Here is a 19,192-nt window from a genome sequence, read left to right as displayed (position 1 = left end):
GAGGAGCAGAACAATGAATAACAAAAAATCAAATAATAATCAGTTGTTAATGACACTGTTAAAAGGACGTACCTTTATTGTACTGGTACTCCTGGTCATCTTTTTTACCATTGTAAAAGGAACCACATTCCTGTCAGCATCTACACTGACCATGGTTGCCAAGCACGTAGCCCTGTATGGAATCCTTGCACTTGGTATGACCTTCGTAATCATTACCGGCGGTATTGACCTTTCCGTTGGTTCTGTAGTCGGACTTGTTGGTATGCTTGCCGGTGGTATGATCCAGGAAGGTATTACACTGAAATTTGCAGGTGTAACCCTTTACTTCAGCGTTCCGGTAATCATTATTACCATGCTGGTTGTTGGATGCATCATCGGTGCAGTCAACGGCCTTATTGTAACAAAATTAGGTGTAGCACCATTTATCGCTACCCTTGGTACCATGTATATCTGCCGTGGTTTTGCAAACCTTCGTTCCAACGGTGCAACATTCTCTGATATCAAGGGCTATGACGGACTTGGCAACACAGGCTTCAAGATCCTTGGAAGCAATATTGCCGGCATTCCTACCGGTGTTTACATTTTCGCAGTGCTTGCAATTATTTCCGTTATCATCCTGAAGAAGCTTCCATTTGGATGGTATGTACTTGCAGTCGGCGGTAACGAGAAATCTGCCCGTCTTTCCGGTATCAAAGCAGACAAGATCAAAATTATCGTTTACATGATCTCCGGCTTCTGTGCAGCATGGGTTGGTATGATCAACACCGCACAGCTTTCCGCAGCACATCCTGCATCTGGTGATGGCTGGGAAATGAACGCCATCGCAGCTACCGTACTTGGTGGTACTTCCATGAGCGGTGGTTCCGGAACCATTATCGGAACTGTAGTCGGTGCATTTGTTATCGGTGTTATCAATGATGGTATGACAATGTGTGGTGTATCCGAGTTCTGGCAGAAGGTTATCCGTGGTCTGGTTATCATCCTTGCAGTCGTAATTGACCAGACACAGAGAAATCTTCAGGCGAAGATGGCACTTCAGGCAAGAAACGAGAACAAATAATTAGGTAACCAACAAAATATTTCTTAATGTTAAAATAATTTGAAAAGTTGAAAAAAATCCGAAAAAGATTTATAGTAATAATCAGAGATGCAGGAGGAATAGCATGAAAAAATCAGGGATTTTAAATGCCCAGCTGATCCGTTGTATCGCAGAGCTGGGACATAAAGATCTGTTTATGATCGGTGATGCAGGAATGCCCATTCCAAAGGGCGTGGAGATTGTAGACCTGGTTGTATGCGGAGGGGTTCCCACCTTTAAACAGGTGATGGATGCAGTGCTAGCGGAGACAGAAGTGGAAGCCTACACCATTGCAAATGAGATTGAGGAAAAAAATCCGGAGCTTCTTGCATATATTCAGCAGAGCCTTCCTGAGGCAGAGGAGAGCAGAATTGACCACGTAGATCTGAAAAAGATGTCTGCACAGTGCAAATTTGCAATCCGTACAGGTGAGTTTACACCTTATCCGAACATAATTTTAAGAGCGGGAGTTGCGTTCCCGGCATAAAATGATCAGAGAAGACGCTGCGAATAACAGGTGATAGCTTGTTTTTGCAGCGTCTTTTTTTCGCAGATGTATGGCATTATTTTACCGACAGAGGAGGAACTAAAATGAAAGTGAGTGTGAGAAAAATCAGTGAGATCACAGGATTTTCTCCGGCAACTGTTTCAAATGCACTAAACTACAAAAAAGGCGTGAATGCTGAGACATCTGCGAAGATTTTTAAAGTGGCGCAGGATCTTGGGTATTTTGAGGAAAATCATATCCGTAAAATAAAATTTGTCATGTTTAAGCGGGATGGTGCTGTGGTTGAGGATTCTCCCTTTTTTATCCAGCTGATTTCCGGGGTGGAACAGGAATGCCGCGCCTGTGGAATGGAAATGCAGATGTGTAATCTGGACAAAAGAGATCCTGGATATCAGGAACAGGCGAAGTGGATCATGAATGACAAGGCGTCGGCCGTGATCCTTCTGGGAACAGAGATGGTGGATGCGGACATTGACCTGATCCGCGGAATGACCTGTCCGTTTATTGTGATTGATTACTGGAAAGAGGATATGAGCTTTGATGCCATGCTGATCAATAATGCAGATTCTGCACGTATGGCTACAGAGTATCTCATTGCCAATGGACATAAAGAGATTGGTTATCTGCGGGGAGATTTTAGGATCAAACCTTTCCGGTCTCGTTTTGCAGGGTATCAGACAGCACTGCAAAAGGCGGGACTTCCCCTGAATAAGGACTATATTTTTACAATGGCAACTACCATCGACGGTGCTTACGAGAATATGAAACGGTTTTTGTCTGAGAAGGTGAAGCTGCCTACAGCTTTCTTCGCAGACAACGATATGATCGCGCTGGGGGCTATGAAGGCTATGGCAGAGTTTGGAATCCGGATTCCGGAGGACATATCCATTGTGGGATTTGACGACCTTACTTTTTCCTCAATTTCTTATCCGCCTCTGACCACACTCCGGGTGCCGAAGCAGGAGATGGGAAGAGCTGTTGTAAGGCGGTTGCGGGATATTCTGAAAGATAATGACGGGATTAAGATCAAGATGCAGATGTGTACGCAGTTTATTGAGCGTGAGAGTGTGAAAAAAATATAAATAAAGTCCTGTTTTCCAGTGGATTTTGGAAAACAGGACTTTGTTTTTGGAAAATTTATGTTTGCGAGACTGAGCTATATGGAATCACGGGCTACCAGTATTACATCCAGAAGAGCTTCTTTTCCGATATAGGTAACAGGATCCTGTACTGCTTTCAAAAGCTCTGATACAGCCAGCTCTGCCTTTTTTTCCATATTCTGGTGAATAGTAGTGAGTTTGGGAACTGTAAGGTGAGCATATGTAATATCGTCAAAACCTGCGATTCCCATATCGGCAGGGACACGGATACCCTTGGATGCCAGGTAACTAATTGCCTCCATCGCAAAATAGTCAGACAGAAAAAAGGCAGCGGTTTTTTGGGGGAAAGGAATCCGGCGAATCAATTGCTGATAGAAGCTTTCTCTGGTCAATGAGGTTTCACCAATGTTTACAAGACGGATTTTCTTGTTACTGTCTTTTCCAGCAAGCTTGTCGAAGGCTTCCTTTGCACCTTTCCATCGGGTCTGATCTACTCCATAATCACTGGTGGCGCAGACCAAGATATTCTGATAGCCACATTCCAGAATGTATTCAGTCATAAGAGAACCGCCGGTATAGTCGTCCAGGCCTATATTGGTTACAGGAGTATCGTCGTGGGAGATTCCATAAGCATCAATGGAAATGACTGGTTTATGAATCAGAGACCACATTTTATTACAGTCATTCCGGGAGAAGGACAGGGCAATTACACCGTCAATATTCCATGCCATAACGGTGCGAAACACTTCGTTTACATCATCTGTAGAATAGAGCATGATATAATAGCCGTTTATTCTCAGCTTTTCTTCAATAAATCCGATAATCTTGCCATAAAATGGGTCAGAGATTACGGCATCTTCATATTTCTTATGTGAGTGTATGACTAGCGCAATCATTTTGGAATTGCTATTGCTTAAAACACTCAGTCCCATCTTCTGAACATACCCCATCTCATGAATCAGATTTTCGATTAATTCAATTGTAGCAGGAGAAACCTTGCTGGTCTTTCCATGAATTACGTTGGATACGGTGGTGGTGCTTACCCCGGCACGCTTTGCAATGTCTTTGATCGTAGTCATATGGAAGCTCCCTGTAATTATTTGCGAAACGTTGTATTAAATTGATATTGGGGGTTAAAAGTCCCCTACTATGATGCCTGCGGATTGTTCCGTGCATTGCACTCCCAGAATTCCTGGTATCGTTAAATTATAACAAAGTTCCACCTGATTGTCAAAATTGTACAAAAACCGAAAATGTATATTGGGTATTAAACTGGTTATCAACATAACCTATTGACGAATATATTAAACAGTGCTATTTTAAACACATAGAGGTTACGTAAATAACCCAAAGAGAAAACGGAAAAGTTGAAAGCATGGAGGAGAAGAAAATGAAAAAAGCGATTAGTACCATACTTACAGCAGTAATGGTTGCAGGAATGATGACAGGTTGTGGAAGTGCAGGCAACGGCACAGATACTCAGGAGTCAGTAAGTAATAGTTCAGGTGATGATCAGGTTGTAATTGATGTTTTTCAGAATAAAAATGAGATCAGTGATGCATTACAGGCGGCAATTGACACTTATGAGGAAGAAAATCCAAATGTAAAGATTAATCTGGAAACAGTAGGTGGTTCTGATTATGCCTCTTCCTTAAAAGCAAAGATGCTGGGAAATGATCCTGTTGAAATCTTTACCTTAGGCGGACCTGATGATATTGCAAGCTATCAGGAATATCTGGAACCTCTGACAGATCAGGACTGGGTATCTCATGTAACGGCTGGCGGTGTGGATAATGTAACAGTTGACGGAGAAGTTTACGGACTTCCGCTGGCAATTGAAGGATATGGTTTGATTTATAACAAAAAAATATTTGAGGCTGCCGGAATTGATGCTTCCACATTAACAACGTACGATGCAATTGATAAAGCCTTTGCAGATTTACAAAAACAGATTGATGAGGGCAAGCTGGCTGAAGAATTTCCAGTTCTGGAAGCTGTAGAGGAATATGCAGCAAAGGAATCCTGGATTGTAGGCCTTCATACAAACAATGTTGCGCTGAGCCAGGAATTTAAGAGCGCAGCGAATGCGTTTAACAGTAAGACAGTAGAGTACACATACAGCGATCAGTTAAAAGATCTGATTGATCTGGAAACAAAATACACCAGCAGCAAAGATAATCTGTCTTTACTGAATTCTGTTGATTATTCCACACAAGTAGGCGGTGGACTTGCTATTGAGCGTGTTGCTGTTGTTCAGCAGGGTAACTGGATTTCTTCAGAGGTTTCCAATGTATCTGAAGACGTTCTTGATAATCTGGGGATTCTTCCGGTTCCGCTGAAAGGTGTAGTGGAAGACTGTATTGCAGTAGGAGTATCCAATTACTGGTGTGTTAATTCAAAATCCTCTGACGCAGAGAAAAAGGCAGCAAAGGATTTTTTGAACTGGTTATACCAGTCTGATGAAGGTAAAGAAATCGTAGTAAATGACCTTGGCTTCATTCTTGCATTTGATAATTATGATAATGTTTCCATCAGCGATCCGCTTTCTGCTGAAGTAAAGAGATATGTAGATGCAGGAAAAACAATTCCGTGGGTATTTTCAGGACAGCCATCTGGATGGGACAGCAAAGTTGCCGCAAATATCCAGAATTATCTTGCAGGAAGTATGACTTGGGATGAAGTGATTGCACAGAATATCAGTGATTGGGAGTCAATGAGAGAACAGTAAAAAGGGGAGAATGATTATGAAAAGAAAACAGACCGGCTTCTGGTTGTTTATCTTTCCGGCATTGTTTGCATTTGTCCTTGTAGTTCTGGTTCCGGCTGTAAAGGGGTTCTATTATTCCTTTACAAACTGGAACGGAATTGGAAAGAATGCTGCATTTGTAGGAGTTTCAAATTATATTGGATTACTGAAAGATACAGGCTTCTGGAATTCATTTTTATTTACATTTGTATTTGCCATCTGTGCAGTAATCAGTATTAACGTAGTTGGCTTTGGCCTGGCGGTACTTGTTACAAACAAAATCAAAGGTTCTAATATTGCCAGAACAGTGTTTTTTATGCCAAACCTGATCGGAGGTATTCTTCTTGGATTCACCTGGCAGTTCATTTTTGTATCTATATTTGAAGCACTGGGAAAAGTTACTGGATTTACCTGGCTTCAGGGATGGCTGTCAGATCAGAAAACAGGATTTATCGGTATGCTGATCGTACTTACCTGGCAGCTTGCCGGATATATGATGATTATTTATATCGCGCAGCTGGAGAGTATTCCGGATTCTTATATAGAAGCTGCCAAAATTGATGGGGCAACTTCCTTCCAGACATTTATAAAGATTAAGCTGCCGCTGGTAGCTCCGGCCTTTACCATTGGTCTGTTTCTTTCTATTTCGGATTCATTCAAAATGTTTGATCAGAACCTGGCATTGACAGCCGGTGGACCAGGAAGTAGTACAGAAATGATTGCCCTTAACATATATAATACCGCTTTTAAAGAGTCAAAGCTGGGAGTTGCGCAGTCAAAAGCAGTTGTATTTTTAATTGTAGTTGTTGTGATTTCTCTGACACAGCTGTATCTGAGCAAACGCAAGGAGGTAGAGATGTAATGAAGATGAAAGTGTGGAAAAAAACAATCCTCATCCTTTTACTGATCATATTGTCTTTGTTGTTTTTATCTCCCGTTTTGCTTCTGATTAACAGTTCCTTTAAAGATCTTAAAGAAATTTATTTGAATGTACTGGCACTGCCCAGTCATTTCGGATGGGACAATTATAAAGAAGCATTTGAAAAACTGGATTTTGTACGATCTTTTATGAATTCACTGGTGATTACAATTGTATCTACCATTTTGATCGTCCTGGTATCATCCATGGCAGCATGGGTTTTGGTACGATATAACACACGGACAAGCAAGATTCTTTTTATGTTATTTGCAGCATCCATGCTGATCCCATTTCAATGTGTAATGCTTCCACTGGTTGACTTCATGAGTGATCTGAATCTGATGAATCGTCCTGGCATTGTATTTATGTATGTTGGATTTGGCTGCAGTATGTCAATCGTGTTATATCATGGGTTTATTAAAAATATACCGCTGGAACTGGAAGAGGCTGCTACACTGGATGGATGCAGTATGCTGCGTATGTTCTTTTCAATTGTGTTTCCACTGTTAAAAACAATTACGGTGACAGTAGCTATTTTGAATGTAATGTGGATCTGGAATGACTTCCTTTTGCCGAACCTTATCATTAACAGAGCTGGTTGGCAGACATTACCGCTTAAGACCTATCTGTTCTTCGGTCAGTTTACGAAGAACTGGGATCTTGCGACAGCAGGCCTGATTTTGTGTATGGTGCCGATTATTATATTCTATGTTGTTTGCCAGCGTTATATTGTGAAGGGCGTAACAGACGGAGCAGTAAAAGGGTGATAAACTTTTGCTTTCAGAAAAAATAAAAAGGAATGGTAAGGATTATGGATAAAAAATGGTGGAAAGAAAGTGTTGTATACCAAATCTATCCTCGCAGTTTCTGCGATAGCAATGGAGATGGAATTGGGGATCTGGGTGGAATTATTTCAAAACTAGATTATCTGGAAGAACTGGGAGTGGATGTGCTTTGGCTGTGCCCAATCTATAAATCACCAAATGATGACAATGGTTATGATATCAGCGATTATCGTGATATTATGGATGAATTTGGAACCTTGGATGATTTTGATGAACTTCTGGCCAAAGCTCATGAACATCATCTGAAAATCATGCTGGATCTGGTAGTAAATCATACTTCTGATGAACATAAGTGGTTTATGGAGAGCAGAAGCTCTGAGGACAATTCCTATCGTAACTATTATATTTGGGAAAAAGGAAAAGATGGAAACCCTCCAAATAACTGGGACTCCAATTTCAGTGGATCTGCCTGGGAATATGATGAAAATACGGATATGTATTATCTTCATCTATTCTCAAAAAAGCAGCCTGATTTGAACTGGCGCAATGAAAAGGTGCGCGAAGAAGTTTATGATCTGATGAAATGGTGGCTGGATAAGGGCATTGATGGTTTTCGAATGGATGTTATTAACATGATTTCCAAGGTAAAAGGATATCCGGACGGCAAGCCTATTCCTGGTTCAAAATATGGTGACAGACTTCCGTTTGTAATGAATGGCCCTCATGTACACGAATATTTACAGGAAATGAATCATAGAGTACTGTCGAAATATGATGTAATGACAGTTGGTGAAGCACCCTGTACTTCTGTGGAAGATGCGAAAAAATATACAGGCTTTGAGCGTGATGAGCTTAATATGGTCTTTACCTTTGAACATATGGATGTGGACAGTGATAATGGATTCAAATGGACAGACAAGAAGCCAGATCTGCCAGAACTGAAAAAAGTGCTTAGCAAATGGCAGATCGGTCTGGATGGCGTAGGCTGGAACAGTCTGTATATGAATAACCACGATCAGCCACGAATGGTTTCCAGATTTGGCAATGATGGAAAATACTGGAAGGAATCCGCTAAAATGTTGGCAGTCTGCCTTCATATGTTGCAGGGAACCCCATATATCTATCAGGGTGAAGAAATTGGAATGAAGAACATTACATTACACAGTATTGAAGAGTGTAATGATATTGAAGAAATAAATGCTTATAAGGAGTATACCTCTGATGGAAGAATTTCTCAGGAAGATATGATGCGTTACATCAATCGCAAGGGAAGAGATAATGCCAGAACACCTATGCAGTGGGATGATACAGTGAATGCCGGTTTTACTTCAGGTACTCCCTGGTTTATCGTAAATCCAAATTATAAAGAGATTAATGTTGCAAAGCAGGAGAAAGATCCGGATTCGATTCTGAATTTTTATAAACAGCTAATCCGTCTGCGGAAAGAGTACCCAATCATTGTATATGGCTCTTATAAGCTGCTTTATCCGGAACACAAAACAGCATTTGTTTATGAAAGAGTACTGGAAAATGAGAAGCTTCTGGTAGCCTGCAATTTCAGTGAAGAAGAACTGGAATTGGAAGTACCGGCTGAATTTGTACAAAATAGTGCAAAACTTCTGATTTCAAACTATCCTGAAGCAGGTATATCTGAAAAAATGTCGCTGCGACCTTATGAAGCACGGGTTTATCGAATGGCAAAATAAGTAGTGAGAATGAAGCGCATCAGGAGATGGCATATGGAACAGTATTTATATAAAAGGCATATAAAAGGAATCCAGCATATTGGAATTCCAACAGACAAATATTCAGAAACATTAGATTTCTACAAATCTCTGGGGTTTGAGGATATAAACCAGGAAGAAATAAAAGGGAAAAAAACAGCTTTCCTTCGGATACACAATGTTATGCTTGAAGTTTACGAATGTGAAGAGCCTGCAAAGCGGACAGGGAGCATTGAGCATCTGGCACTTTCAGTAGAAGAAGTGGACAAGTTATACCAGGAGATGCTGTCAGAATATAAAGTGCTTAGTCCTGAAGTGGAATCACTGCCTTATTGGAAGAACGGAATTCGCTTTTTTAAGGTGGAAGGCCCAAATAGAGAAGTGATAGAATTTTGCGAAATACTTTGAGATGATGTAAGAATATAGGAATGCTTGTTTCTGGAAAAGGGCAGATGTTAAGAAAGTTTTCTTGATTTCTGCCCTTTTCTTTATATAATGATTTTGAAAAAAGCCCTTTTTAAACACGCTCTAAGCTGTAATTGCCTTCATAATTGCATCATACAGCTCGTCATAAGTTTCATAAGCCGGAATCTCCGGATATTCAGCCTTGATAGCATCCGTGCTCTTGAACAGGAATCCTGCTTTACTTGCCTGGATCATGCCAAGGTCGTTGTGGCTGTCACCGCTGGCAATGGTGTCGTAGCCGATGGACTGCAGGGCTTTCACAGTGGTGTATTTGGATTTTTCGCAGCGCATTTTAAAATCAGTAATTTCGCCATTTTCGCCAACTACCAGTGTATTGCAGAAGATAGTCGGGTAGCCCAGTTTTTTCATAAGAGGACCTGCAAACTGGGAAAAAGTGTCACTGAGGATGATAACCTGAGTCTGTGCTCTTAATTTATCCAGAAATTCCCTGGCGCCTGGAAGCGGGGCGATCTTGGCGATGGTCTCCTGGATTTCTTTCAGACCAAGACCATGCTCTTTCAGAATGTTCAGGCGGTATTTCATTAATTTATCGTAATCAGGCTCGTCTCTTGTGGTTCGTTTCAGCTCCGGAATGCCGGTTTCTTCGGCAAATGCGATCCAGATCTCCGGGACAAGCACACCTTCTAAGTCTAGGCAGACAATTTCCATAATCTCCTCCGTTCTGCAGCTGTAAAGATTGCTGCAATTGAATTTTATAGTGTTTTTCAAATCTCAATGTCAGATAAAGGGAAAGCAGTTAGGATGGTTGCTTTCGCACACTATCTTATTATAGCGTAAAAAAGCCGGGAACGCTATACCTAAATTGATAATGTGAGAATGGAATGTTCCCTGTGGTTACTGTTCACTCCGTGACCAGTAACTCGCTTCGCGATGCACAGAAAAACGAACCTTCTTGTGACAAGCACAAGAAGTAGCGTTTGCTGCGCAAACTTAATTCTCGGGTTTTCTGTGAACTTTGTTCACAAAAAACACCTCGCGGAATGTTACCAGTGAACAGTAACTCCCTGTGAACTGCGGCTGAAATGTATAATTGTCGGAAATTGGTGGAAAACAGAGAAAAAATGTCTGGTAGAAATTTGTCGCTTATATTGCCGTTTCGTGAAAAATGTGGTATATTATTAATATCTGTAGTAATATTAGACAAAATAGACAGAATAATAATGGCAGGAGTGGTTAAAATGTATAACGAAGAGTACAAGCGCTGGATGGCAGCGGATCTCGAGGATGCAGATCTGAAACCAGAATTATCTAAGATTGAAGGAAACGACGAAGAAATTAAAGATCGTTTTGCAGTAGCTCTGAAATTTGGTACAGCAGGACTCCGTGGAGTTCTTGGAGCAGGTACCAACCGTATGAATATCTATGTAGTGCGTCAGGCTACACAGGGGCTTGCTAACTGGGTGAAGACTCAGGGCGGCACTCAGACCGTTGCAATCAGCTACGACAGCCGTCTGAAGAGTGATATATTTGCGAAAACAGCAGCAGGAGTTCTGGCTGCCAATGACATTAAGGTCAGAATTTATGATGCATTAATGCCTGTACCGGCCCTTTCCTTTGCGACACGCTACTATGAGTGCAACGCGGGTATTATGGTTACCGCATCTCATAACCCTGCTAAATATAATGGATACAAGGCTTACGGCCCGGATGGCTGCCAGATGACAGATGATGCTGCAGCTATCGTTTATGATGAGATCCAGAAGACAGACATTCTGACAGGCGCGAAATACATGTCCTTTGCAGAGGGCGTTGAGGAAGGCCTGATTCGCTTTGTTGGTGACGATTGCAAACGTGCTCTTTACGATGCAATCGAGTCACGCCAGGTTCGTCCGGGTCTTTGTAAGACAGCAGGACTGAAGCTGGTTTACAGCCCGCTGAATGGTTCCGGACTTGTGCCGGTAACCCAGATCCTGAAGGATATCGGAATCACAGATGTAACGATTGTTCCGGAACAGGAATACCCGAACGGCTATTTTACCACATGCAGCTACCCGAACCCGGAGATTTTCGCAGCTCTGGAGCAGGGACTGAAGCTTGCCAAGGAGACAGGAGCAGATCTTATGCTTGCTACTGACCCGGATGCAGACCGTGTTGGTATTGCCATGAAATGCCCGGACGGTTCCTATGAGCTGGTAAGTGGTAATGAAGTGGGAGTTCTTCTTCTTGACTATATTGCAGCTGGTCGTATCGAGAAAGGCACAATGCCGAAGAATCCGGTTGCAGTGAAATCTATTGTTTCCACACCTCTTGCAGACGCAGTTGCAGAGCACTACGGTGTAGAGCTTAGAAGCGTACTTACCGGATTTAAGTGGATCGGCGACCAGATCGCACAGCTTGAGGCTGCTGGTGAAGTGGACCGTTTCATTTTCGGATTTGAAGAGAGCTACGGATACCTTGCAGGACCGTATGTACGTGATAAGGATGCCATTATCGGATCCATGCTGATCTGCGAGATGGCTGCATACTACAGAAGCATTGGAAGCTCCTTGAAGCAGAGACTTGAGGAGATTTACGCACAGTATGGCCGTTACCTGAACAAGGTTGACAGCTTTGAATTCCCGGGACTCAGCGGAATGGACACTATGGCAGGAATCATGCAGAAATTCCGTGACAACCCGCCGGCAGACATTGCAGGCTACAAGGTAGTGAAGGTTACCGATTATAAGAAGCCTGAGGAGACCGGTCTTCCAGCAGCAAATGTTCTCATTTACAAACTGGAGAATAACGAGACAGTAGTTGTTCGTCCATCCGGAACAGAGCCGAAGATTAAGATTTATTACACTACACTGGGTAAAGATCTTGCAGAGGCAGAAGCTGAGAAAGAGAAGCTGGCTAAGGCATTGGAGCCGATGATGGCTTAAGCGAAGTATATAATCGTATAGTGAATAATCGCCCCTTGCGGAATGATTCCGCAGGGGGCTTTTTACGCTGTTTGTAAATTTTTTCTTTATTTGAAGTGAAAATCCCCATTAAGTTGTTGATTACAGTAAAGGGCAGACCATATTGTATAATGCCTGAAAAGAAAACGAGGTGACAATTTATGCTGACGCTGTTATTTATCATTTTAATGTTTGGTATATTTGGCAAAATGATCGGACTTGCCTTCCGCGCAACCTGGGGAATTACGAAAATCTTTTTTCGTCTGATATTCCTTCCCCTTGTCCTGATCGGATTAGTTCTGGGAGGTCTGATCTACATAGCACTTCCCCTTCTTGTGATAGTTGGGATTATCATGCTGGTATTGATGTAATATATTGATAGAATAAAAAATAGATGAAAATACAATCGAAAATATGTTCACTTTGCCAGATGACAAAAAGCGACAGATATGGTAGTATAGATACATCAACGAAAGAGAAATACGAAAAACACTTAAGAAATCTGAAATACGAAAGAAAGCAATAAAGCACAAAAGAATCTGAAAATACAAAAGAACTTAGAAGTACGAAAGTTCTGTGTTTCACCAAAGATTTGTAAATTACTAAAGATTCATAAGCCGCTAAAGATCAACCAAAATACCTAAGATCAATAAGAAAACGAAAGATTTTCGAAACACATCCGATAAAATTATAACAAGACACATCAGAAAAAATGGCTGGGAACTAGTTTCCCAGCCATAAATCATAACAATATCCAACCGATTCCCATTTATAATGACATCTACTCAGAGTAAGTTAAATTGGAAATTTATAGCCCTTTTACTTGAAATAATGTATACTGAAAGAATATGAAGACAAAAACGAAATAAAAATATCGGGAATATATAATGAATACACAAGATGCAATAGAACTTCTGGGGATTGCCCCAGAAGATGATGAAAGGGAAATTAAGCGAAAATATCATAAGATGATCAGCCGTTTTCATCCGGACTCATTGAATGAAGTAGGGGAAGCTCATATTCAGCGCGCACAGGAGATAAATGAAGCGTATCGGATACTGAGCCAGAGCGATAGCCGGGAAATGCAGAACGTATATGGAACGGAAGTTTATGGAACAGAGGCTCATGGCACAGACAATCATAAATCTGGGAAGAGGGAACAGCATCAGGAATGGTTTGGTGAATGGAACGAGGCTGCTTTTATACCAAGGAATATTTATCTGCACTATAGTATGAATCTTTCTGAAGAAGAACGAAAGGAAGCCCAGGGGAAACTGTATTATCAGGCTGCCTGTGGAAAATATATGTGGGATCCGGAGGAAGAGGATTTCGCGCTTTTTCTTACCAGTATTCGTCATGCAGCCGCAGCCCTCCTTGAGAGAACGGAGAATGCCGTAAACGCAGAAGACTTATCTTCTGTACCAGATTTGAAGGAATACCGTTTTCGCATCCAGGCGAAGCTGTTTGAATATCTTTCTATGCAATATGTGAACCCATTGCTGGTTCTGGATTCCCTGATGAAACCAGAGAGCACAGATAGAAAAGGTCAGAAAATTTATCGGGTTAAAGCATTTCTGGCGGCAGAAGCCGCATCCCCGGAAGGCAGGCTTATAGCAAGTTTGCAGTCTGGCGAATATCTGTTTCCAAAAGCTTTCCATGGGAATCAGATTCAGCTTATGAATAAAGACAAACAGGTATTGGGGTATCTTCATATGGAAGATGACCGGCTGTATTTTTGCATTATTCCTCTTCTGAAGAGGCATGCAGTGCAGGTGAAATTTCTGGTGCAGGAAGAAGGCGGTGGAACAAATGAAAAAAATGAAGGAATTAATAATACGACGAATAGTAGTAACTTCAGAAATAGCGGCAGAGGAATAAAGCGTGGAAACAATAAGCTGAAAGTTAATATAGATTTCTATTTTCGTTTAGAGGATGAGAACTATACGTATAATGGTTCAGAGCTTAATTTGAAAATTGCAGAAATATTGAATGGATATGAGAAGTATTTGCGAAAATATGATCCGGAACAGGACCAGTTTTGTGATCTGTTTGCCCGCCTGTCCCGCTCGAATTTTCGCAGTCGTTTCCATCTGAAGGATAAGGATATACAGTATATCCGGGAGAAAGGAATGGATACCATCCGCAGTCATGCCTCAGATTTTGTGCGAACACGTCTGGCTCCGGCTCAGATTCCCAATGATGGCAAACAGACTCCAATGCGCGGGCACCCTGTATTCCTGGCTCAGCATGCTACTGGCTGCTGCTGTCGGGGATGCTTGTATAAGTGGCATAGAATTCCAGCAGGAGTGCGGCTCACAGAAGAGCAGCAGGAATACATAGTAGATGTGTTGATGGCATGGATTGAGAGAGAATATAACAGAAATGCATAGGGCTGTGAAGTTGGTTTTATATATACAATCGGTAATAGTAAGGTATATGAAATATATAGTTTAACTGGAATTTTGAGAAGATAAGAATGGGGAACGGTTTATGAGAATATTTCACTTATCAGATTTACACATTGGCTTGAAATTAATCAATCGTGATCTCAGAGAAGATCAGGAATATATACTGGATCAAATAATTCAGAAGGCCGCAGAGAAAGTGCCTGATGCGATCGTGATCGCAGGGGACATCTATGACAAAGCAGTTCCGTCTGCAGAAGCAGTGGAGGTGTTTGATCATTTTATCGGAAAGCTGCGAAATGCAGTTCCGGATTCTGTCATTATGATGATCAGTGGAAATCACGACAGCGCACCTCGTGTGAACTGTTTTCGGAGTGTGCTTGACCGTCAGAAAATTTATATGATCGGAATACCGCCTCAGACAGAAGAAGATCATATTGAGAAAGTGGTACTTCAGGATGAATATGGGCCGGTGAATTTTTATTTGCTTCCCTTTGTGAAGCCTTCCATGGTGAAGCTGATCACTGGTACAGATGAGAATGGAAATAATCTTTCTTACAATGATACGATTCACAGACTGATAGAACGTGAACAGGTCAACATAGACCAGAGAAACGTTCTGGTCAGCCATCAATTCTATCTGCCCATGGGGGAGAATGCAGAAGAAATTGAACGAATGGACTCTGAGATCCGGACAGTAGGAAATATTGACCAGGTGTCAGCCGATATTCTGCAGAAATTTGACTATGCGGCACTGGGACATATTCATAAGCCAATGAAAGCAGGCGGCGAGTTTTATCGCTATTGTGGAACGCCGCTGGCATGCTCTGTAAGTGAAGCAGGTCAGAATAAAGGAATTATAATGGTTGACATAAAACAAAAGGGCGAAATCACTACAGAAGTAATTCCACTGGAACCGCTGCGCCAGATAAAAGTGATCAAGGGAGATTTAGAGAGTGTTCTGGCACAGCGCTGTAAAGATTATGTGACAGTAATTCTTACGGATAAGGTGGATCTGGACGTAATTGATATGCAGGATCGTCTGCGTCTGGCTTTTCCAGGGCTTCTAGAGATACGCCGTGAGACTGTGCGGCAGGTTGATTATACCAGACATGCAGACAGTGAGCGTGAATTGAATCCATTTGAACTTTGCTGCCAGTTCCTCGGAAATGCAGATGCGGAAGAGCAGGAAATTCTTCAGGAGGTTATCAATACAGTACAGGAGGTGACGAAATGAGACCTGTGAAACTTATCATGCAGGCGTTTGGTTCCTACGGAAAACTGACACAGATCGATTTTCAGGAGCCGAATCAGAATCTGTTTCTTGTGACCGGAGACACCGGAGCAGGAAAAACAACTATATTTGATGCCCTTGTATTTGCTCTTTACGGTGAAGCCAGCTCCAGTACAAACAAGAAAGATGGTGTTGTACTGCAAAGCCAGTATGCAGAGTTGAACGTTGAACCATTTGTAGAGCTTGTTTTTTCCGAAGGGGCAGGAGAAAATAGCCTGCTGTATACTGTCCGCCGTGTTCCCAGACATCTGAAGCTTCTGACAAGAGGGGCGGGAAAAAATACAGGAAGTCGTGAAGTACCGGGGTCTGTCAGCCTGATCATGCCAGATGGTACCGAATATCCACAGAAGGAAGCTGACAGCAAGCTGGGGGAGATCCTCGGTCTTACCAAAAGCCAGTTTATGCAGGTTGCCATGATCGCTCAGGGAGAATTTATGGAGCTTCTTCGTGCAAAATCTGATGATAAGAAAGTCATCTTCCGGAAGCTGTTTAACACTGAATTATACCAGAATATTGTGGACGAGCTGATGAATCGCAAGCGTTCCCTGGAAAAAGAGATTGCCCAGATCAAAACTGCATGTCAGACTGAAGCTGCCCATGTGGTAATTCCCCAGGAATATGACCAGTGGCAGGAAATAGAAGGGCTAAAAAAGCAGGTTTTGAATGGGGAAATTGTAGTGATGGATTGCTTTCTGGATCATCTGGGCGAGTTATGCAGAACACTGGAGAAAAGTGTGAATTTTACCTCGAAAGAATTACAATCCGCATCAAAACTCCGCGATGAAAAAAGGGATATCTACAACAGTTCCATTCAGCTGACGAATTTATATGCGCAGCTGGAAAGCGCTGAGGTTCAGCTTTCTGAATGTGGGAAAGTGGAAGCACAAATAGGGGAAAAGACCATTCTGTCAGAGAAAATTAAGAAAGCATACGAAATAAAAGGCGAATACGCACGCTGTCAGGATGCCTTGCGTAATATGCAGACATGTGAGAGTGCCTTAAAGGAGCAGCAGGAACGAGCTCCTTTATTAAAAGAACAGTCACAATCTGTCATTCAGACAGCGAAGGCGGTGAAAGAAACGGCAGAGAAGGAGCTTAAGGCGTACACCACTATTTATGAGCGCGTGAATAAAGAAGTGAAGCTCCTTAAGCAGATCAAGGAAGCAGAAAAAAGTGTAAAGACCAGCCAGCAAAATCTGACCGCAGCGCAGGCCGCAGACCGCAAAGCCAGAGAAGATCTGGAGAAAATGGAGAAGCAGGAAGCAGACTGGAGGGCTCAGTCAGAGAAGCTGACCGACACTAATGAGAAAATTGCTGTCTGGAAAGGGAAAAATCAGGAACTGGAAGTACTTGGCATTGAAGTACAAGAAACGGAAGATCTTCTTAAAGGTGTAGAAACACAGAAAAAACTGGCGAAGAAAGCACGAGAGACATACCAGAAGAATAGAATCAGATATGACGCAAAGAGCCAGGAATATGAGTCTATGCGGAGAATTTTTCTGGATGAGCAGGCTGGTTTTCTGGCACGCGAGCTTCAGCCGGGGAAACCATGTCCTGTATGCGGCGCAATAGAACATCCGAATCCATGCATAGCTTCTACCCTTCATAGAGATCTCACCCGTGAGCAATTGGAACTGGCAGAAAAAGAAGTTTCTGAGCTTCGAAACAGGCAGGAACAGTCTGCCGGTGAAGCAAGGTCAGCTGTGGATATAGTTGCAGAAAAAGAACGACTTTTGGAAGAGACAGGAAGGAAGCTGTGCACGCGTATTTTAAATGATCATGAGCAGTTCCCGGAAGCAGGAATGGTGGAAGTATTTGATTCTTTGGGAGACAATATAAAAAATTTCCAGGAGAGCAGAAATTCAGAAGTCCCTGGTGTAGCCCAGGATCAGATGGCGGATAAAGAGTGTAATTGGAATGCCTTGCTGAAGCAGATACAGACACTTCTTGGAACCTGGAAAACTTTATTACAGGAAGAGGGTACAAGACTTAATACAGCCCAGAAAACATTGCGTAATCTTCAGGATGCTCTGGGACAGGTAGAAGAGCGGAAGAAATCAGGAAAAACTGCCGTAGAGGAATGCGGACAAAAGCTGACTGAGGCAGCAGCGTCAGCTAAGAGCGCAGAAGCTCTTCTGAAGCAGTTGAATGATTCCCGGGAATATCCATCAGAAGAGGCGGCTATGACAGAGTTTAACCAGGCAAAAGGAAAATGGAAAGCTGCAGAAGCTGCTTCCAAGGAAGCTGAAAAGAAAGAAAAAGCGTCTTCTGAAGAGCTGGTTAACTGTACCAGCTTGATTAAACGATTTGAAGGGGAACTTCCAGATCACCAGAAGCTTTACCAGGAGCGGCAGGCCTTTTATCAGACTTTGATGAATGAGAAGAATATGACAGAGGCAGAATGGGCGGATATAGCAGAGAACTATACCCGTGAAACAGCGGAGATTTTGCAAAAAGAAGCAGATAGCTGGCAGCGAAAAAAACTAGCCGCACAGACCACTGCAGAAACAGCTGGAAAAGCCATAGATGGCAGGAGCAAGCCGGATATGGAAGCTGCCAAGTCCCAGATGGAGGAAGCTGAGAAAGTACGGCTTCAGACTCAGACGAAACTGGAACTTTATAAAGAACAGTATAAAGCTAATAAAGAGGCATATGATATTCTTAGCCCTCAGATGGAGAAGCGAGGTAAAATCATTGAAAAGCATACCAAGCTGGAAACTCTTTATAAGCTGTTGTCTGGAAATATGTCCGGAAACCGTATGGATCTTGAAACCTATGTGCAGAGATATTACCTGGAGAAGATTCTTTATGCGGCCAATCGCCGCTTTGCGAATATGTCTGCCGGACAGTTTGAACTTCGTATGGTAGACGAGGAGAATGCGGGGAAAGGCAAGAATCGTGGTCTGGATCTTATGGTATATTCTAATGTTACCGGCAAAGAGCGTGAAGTCCGTACCCTTTCTGGAGGAGAATCCTTTATGGCAGCTCTGGCATTGGCACTTGGAATGGCAGATCAGATCCAGGAGAGCTCTGCAGCGATACATCTTGATGTAATGTTTGTGGATGAAGGCTTCGGTTCCCTTGATGAGCATTCCAGAGAACAGGCGGTAAAGGTTCTTCAGGAACTGGCGGGAGGAAGCAAGTTGATTGGAATTATTTCTCATGTGACCGAGCTGAAGCAGGAGATTGAAGATCAGCTGATCGTCAGCAAAGACGAGAAGGGAAGTCATGTGAAGTGGCAGATAAGCTAGTACATCGAATATTAAGT

Annotated in this window: 15 protein-coding genes; 13 read left to right on the top strand and 2 right to left on the bottom strand. The window is 42.4% G+C overall.

The window, feature by feature from the left end; genetic code table 11:
* Window positions 1-13 precede the first annotated feature (13 nt).
* The 3 genes from ABHC48_RS01390 (at window position 14) to ABHC48_RS01380 (ending at window position 2,668) form a co-directional block, all read left to right on the top strand.
* Window positions 14-1,060 (top strand): ABC transporter permease, encoded by a 1,047-nt coding sequence (locus ABHC48_RS01390; protein ID WP_118582012.1) that lies wholly within the window; start codon window positions 14-16, stop codon window positions 1,058-1,060.
* Window positions 1,061-1,163: 103 nt separating this feature from the next.
* Entirely contained in the window at window positions 1,164-1,565 is a 402-nt protein-coding gene (gene rbsD / locus ABHC48_RS01385; protein WP_173716076.1) for a D-ribose pyranase, read from the top strand.
* Window positions 1,566-1,669: 104 nt separating this feature from the next.
* On the top strand, window positions 1,670-2,668 hold the full coding sequence (locus tag ABHC48_RS01380; protein WP_187565811.1) for a LacI family DNA-binding transcriptional regulator: 999 nt from the start codon (window positions 1,670-1,672) through the stop codon (window positions 2,666-2,668).
* Between the two features lie 74 nt (window positions 2,669-2,742).
* Here the strand turns inward: ABHC48_RS01380 and ABHC48_RS01375 are convergent, their stop codons facing one another.
* On the bottom strand, window positions 2,743-3,765 hold the full coding sequence (locus ABHC48_RS01375; protein WP_195698889.1) for a LacI family DNA-binding transcriptional regulator: 1,023 nt from the start codon (window positions 3,763-3,765) through the stop codon (window positions 2,743-2,745).
* A gap of 311 nt (window positions 3,766-4,076) precedes the next feature.
* On the opposite strand from ABHC48_RS01375, the gene ABHC48_RS01370 reads away from it, so the two are divergent.
* Genes ABHC48_RS01370 through ABHC48_RS01350 form a run of 5 tightly spaced genes read left to right on the top strand, consistent with a single transcriptional unit; the run spans window position 4,077 to window position 9,268 of the window.
* A complete protein-coding gene (locus ABHC48_RS01370; RefSeq protein ID WP_195698890.1) occupies window positions 4,077-5,414 on the top strand; it encodes an ABC transporter substrate-binding protein in 1,338 nt (445 codons plus the stop codon).
* 16 nt (window positions 5,415-5,430) lie between these two features.
* Window positions 5,431-6,294 carry a sugar ABC transporter permease gene (locus ABHC48_RS01365; RefSeq protein WP_195698891.1) on the top strand — a complete coding sequence of 288 codons (864 nt, stop codon included), beginning with the start codon at window positions 5,431-5,433 and terminating at the stop codon, window positions 6,292-6,294.
* Window positions 6,294-7,118 carry a carbohydrate ABC transporter permease gene (locus ABHC48_RS01360; protein WP_195698892.1) on the top strand — a complete coding sequence of 275 codons (825 nt, stop codon included), beginning with the start codon at window positions 6,294-6,296 and terminating at the stop codon, window positions 7,116-7,118. Before ABHC48_RS01365 ends, ABHC48_RS01360 begins: the two co-directional genes overlap by 1 nt.
* Window positions 7,119-7,162: 44 nt before the next feature.
* Complete coding sequence (locus tag ABHC48_RS01355; protein ID WP_195698893.1) at window positions 7,163-8,842, top strand: alpha-glucosidase; 1,680 nt, start codon at window positions 7,163-7,165, stop codon at window positions 8,840-8,842.
* A 33-nt stretch (window positions 8,843-8,875) separates the two neighbouring features.
* The gene (locus ABHC48_RS01350) at window positions 8,876-9,268 is read left to right on the top strand and encodes a VOC family protein (RefSeq protein ID WP_195698894.1); all 393 of its coding nucleotides are present in this window, start codon (window positions 8,876-8,878) and stop codon (window positions 9,266-9,268) included.
* Between the two features lie 120 nt (window positions 9,269-9,388).
* Here ABHC48_RS01350 and thrH read toward each other — a convergent pair whose 3' ends face one another.
* On the bottom strand, window positions 9,389-9,994 hold the full coding sequence (thrH, locus tag ABHC48_RS01345; protein WP_195698895.1) for a bifunctional phosphoserine phosphatase/homoserine phosphotransferase ThrH: 606 nt from the start codon (window positions 9,992-9,994) through the stop codon (window positions 9,389-9,391).
* A gap of 530 nt (window positions 9,995-10,524) precedes the next feature.
* Here thrH and ABHC48_RS01340 point away from each other — a divergent pair.
* From ABHC48_RS01340 to ABHC48_RS01320, 5 genes are all read left to right on the top strand, one after another.
* Window positions 10,525-12,207, top strand: a complete 1,683-nt coding sequence (locus tag ABHC48_RS01340) for a phospho-sugar mutase (RefSeq protein WP_118582000.1) — start codon at window positions 10,525-10,527, stop codon at window positions 12,205-12,207.
* A gap of 179 nt (window positions 12,208-12,386) precedes the next feature.
* Window positions 12,387-12,596 (top strand): hypothetical protein, encoded by a 210-nt coding sequence (locus ABHC48_RS01335; RefSeq protein WP_118581997.1) that lies wholly within the window; start codon window positions 12,387-12,389, stop codon window positions 12,594-12,596.
* A gap of 516 nt (window positions 12,597-13,112) precedes the next feature.
* Window positions 13,113-14,615: a DUF4186 family protein gene (locus ABHC48_RS01330; protein ID WP_195698896.1), complete on the top strand. Its 1,503-nt coding sequence runs from the start codon at window positions 13,113-13,115 to the stop codon at window positions 14,613-14,615.
* A 100-nt stretch (window positions 14,616-14,715) separates the two neighbouring features.
* On the top strand, window positions 14,716-15,867 hold the full coding sequence (locus ABHC48_RS01325) for an exonuclease SbcCD subunit D (RefSeq protein WP_173718363.1): 1,152 nt from the start codon (window positions 14,716-14,718) through the stop codon (window positions 15,865-15,867).
* Complete coding sequence (locus ABHC48_RS01320) at window positions 15,864-19,175, top strand: AAA family ATPase (RefSeq protein ID WP_195698897.1); 3,312 nt, start codon at window positions 15,864-15,866, stop codon at window positions 19,173-19,175. Before ABHC48_RS01325 ends, ABHC48_RS01320 begins: the two co-directional genes overlap by 4 nt.
* Window positions 19,176-19,192 lie beyond the last annotated feature (17 nt).

Source organism: Ruminococcus sp. 1001136sp1 (assembly GCF_039841815.1).
GTDB classification, from domain to species: Bacteria; Bacillota; Clostridia; order Lachnospirales; family Lachnospiraceae; genus Blautia_A; species Blautia_A faecis.
The sequence above is the reverse complement of the archived record's forward strand: the minus strand, read 5'-3'. Positions and strand labels throughout refer to the sequence as shown.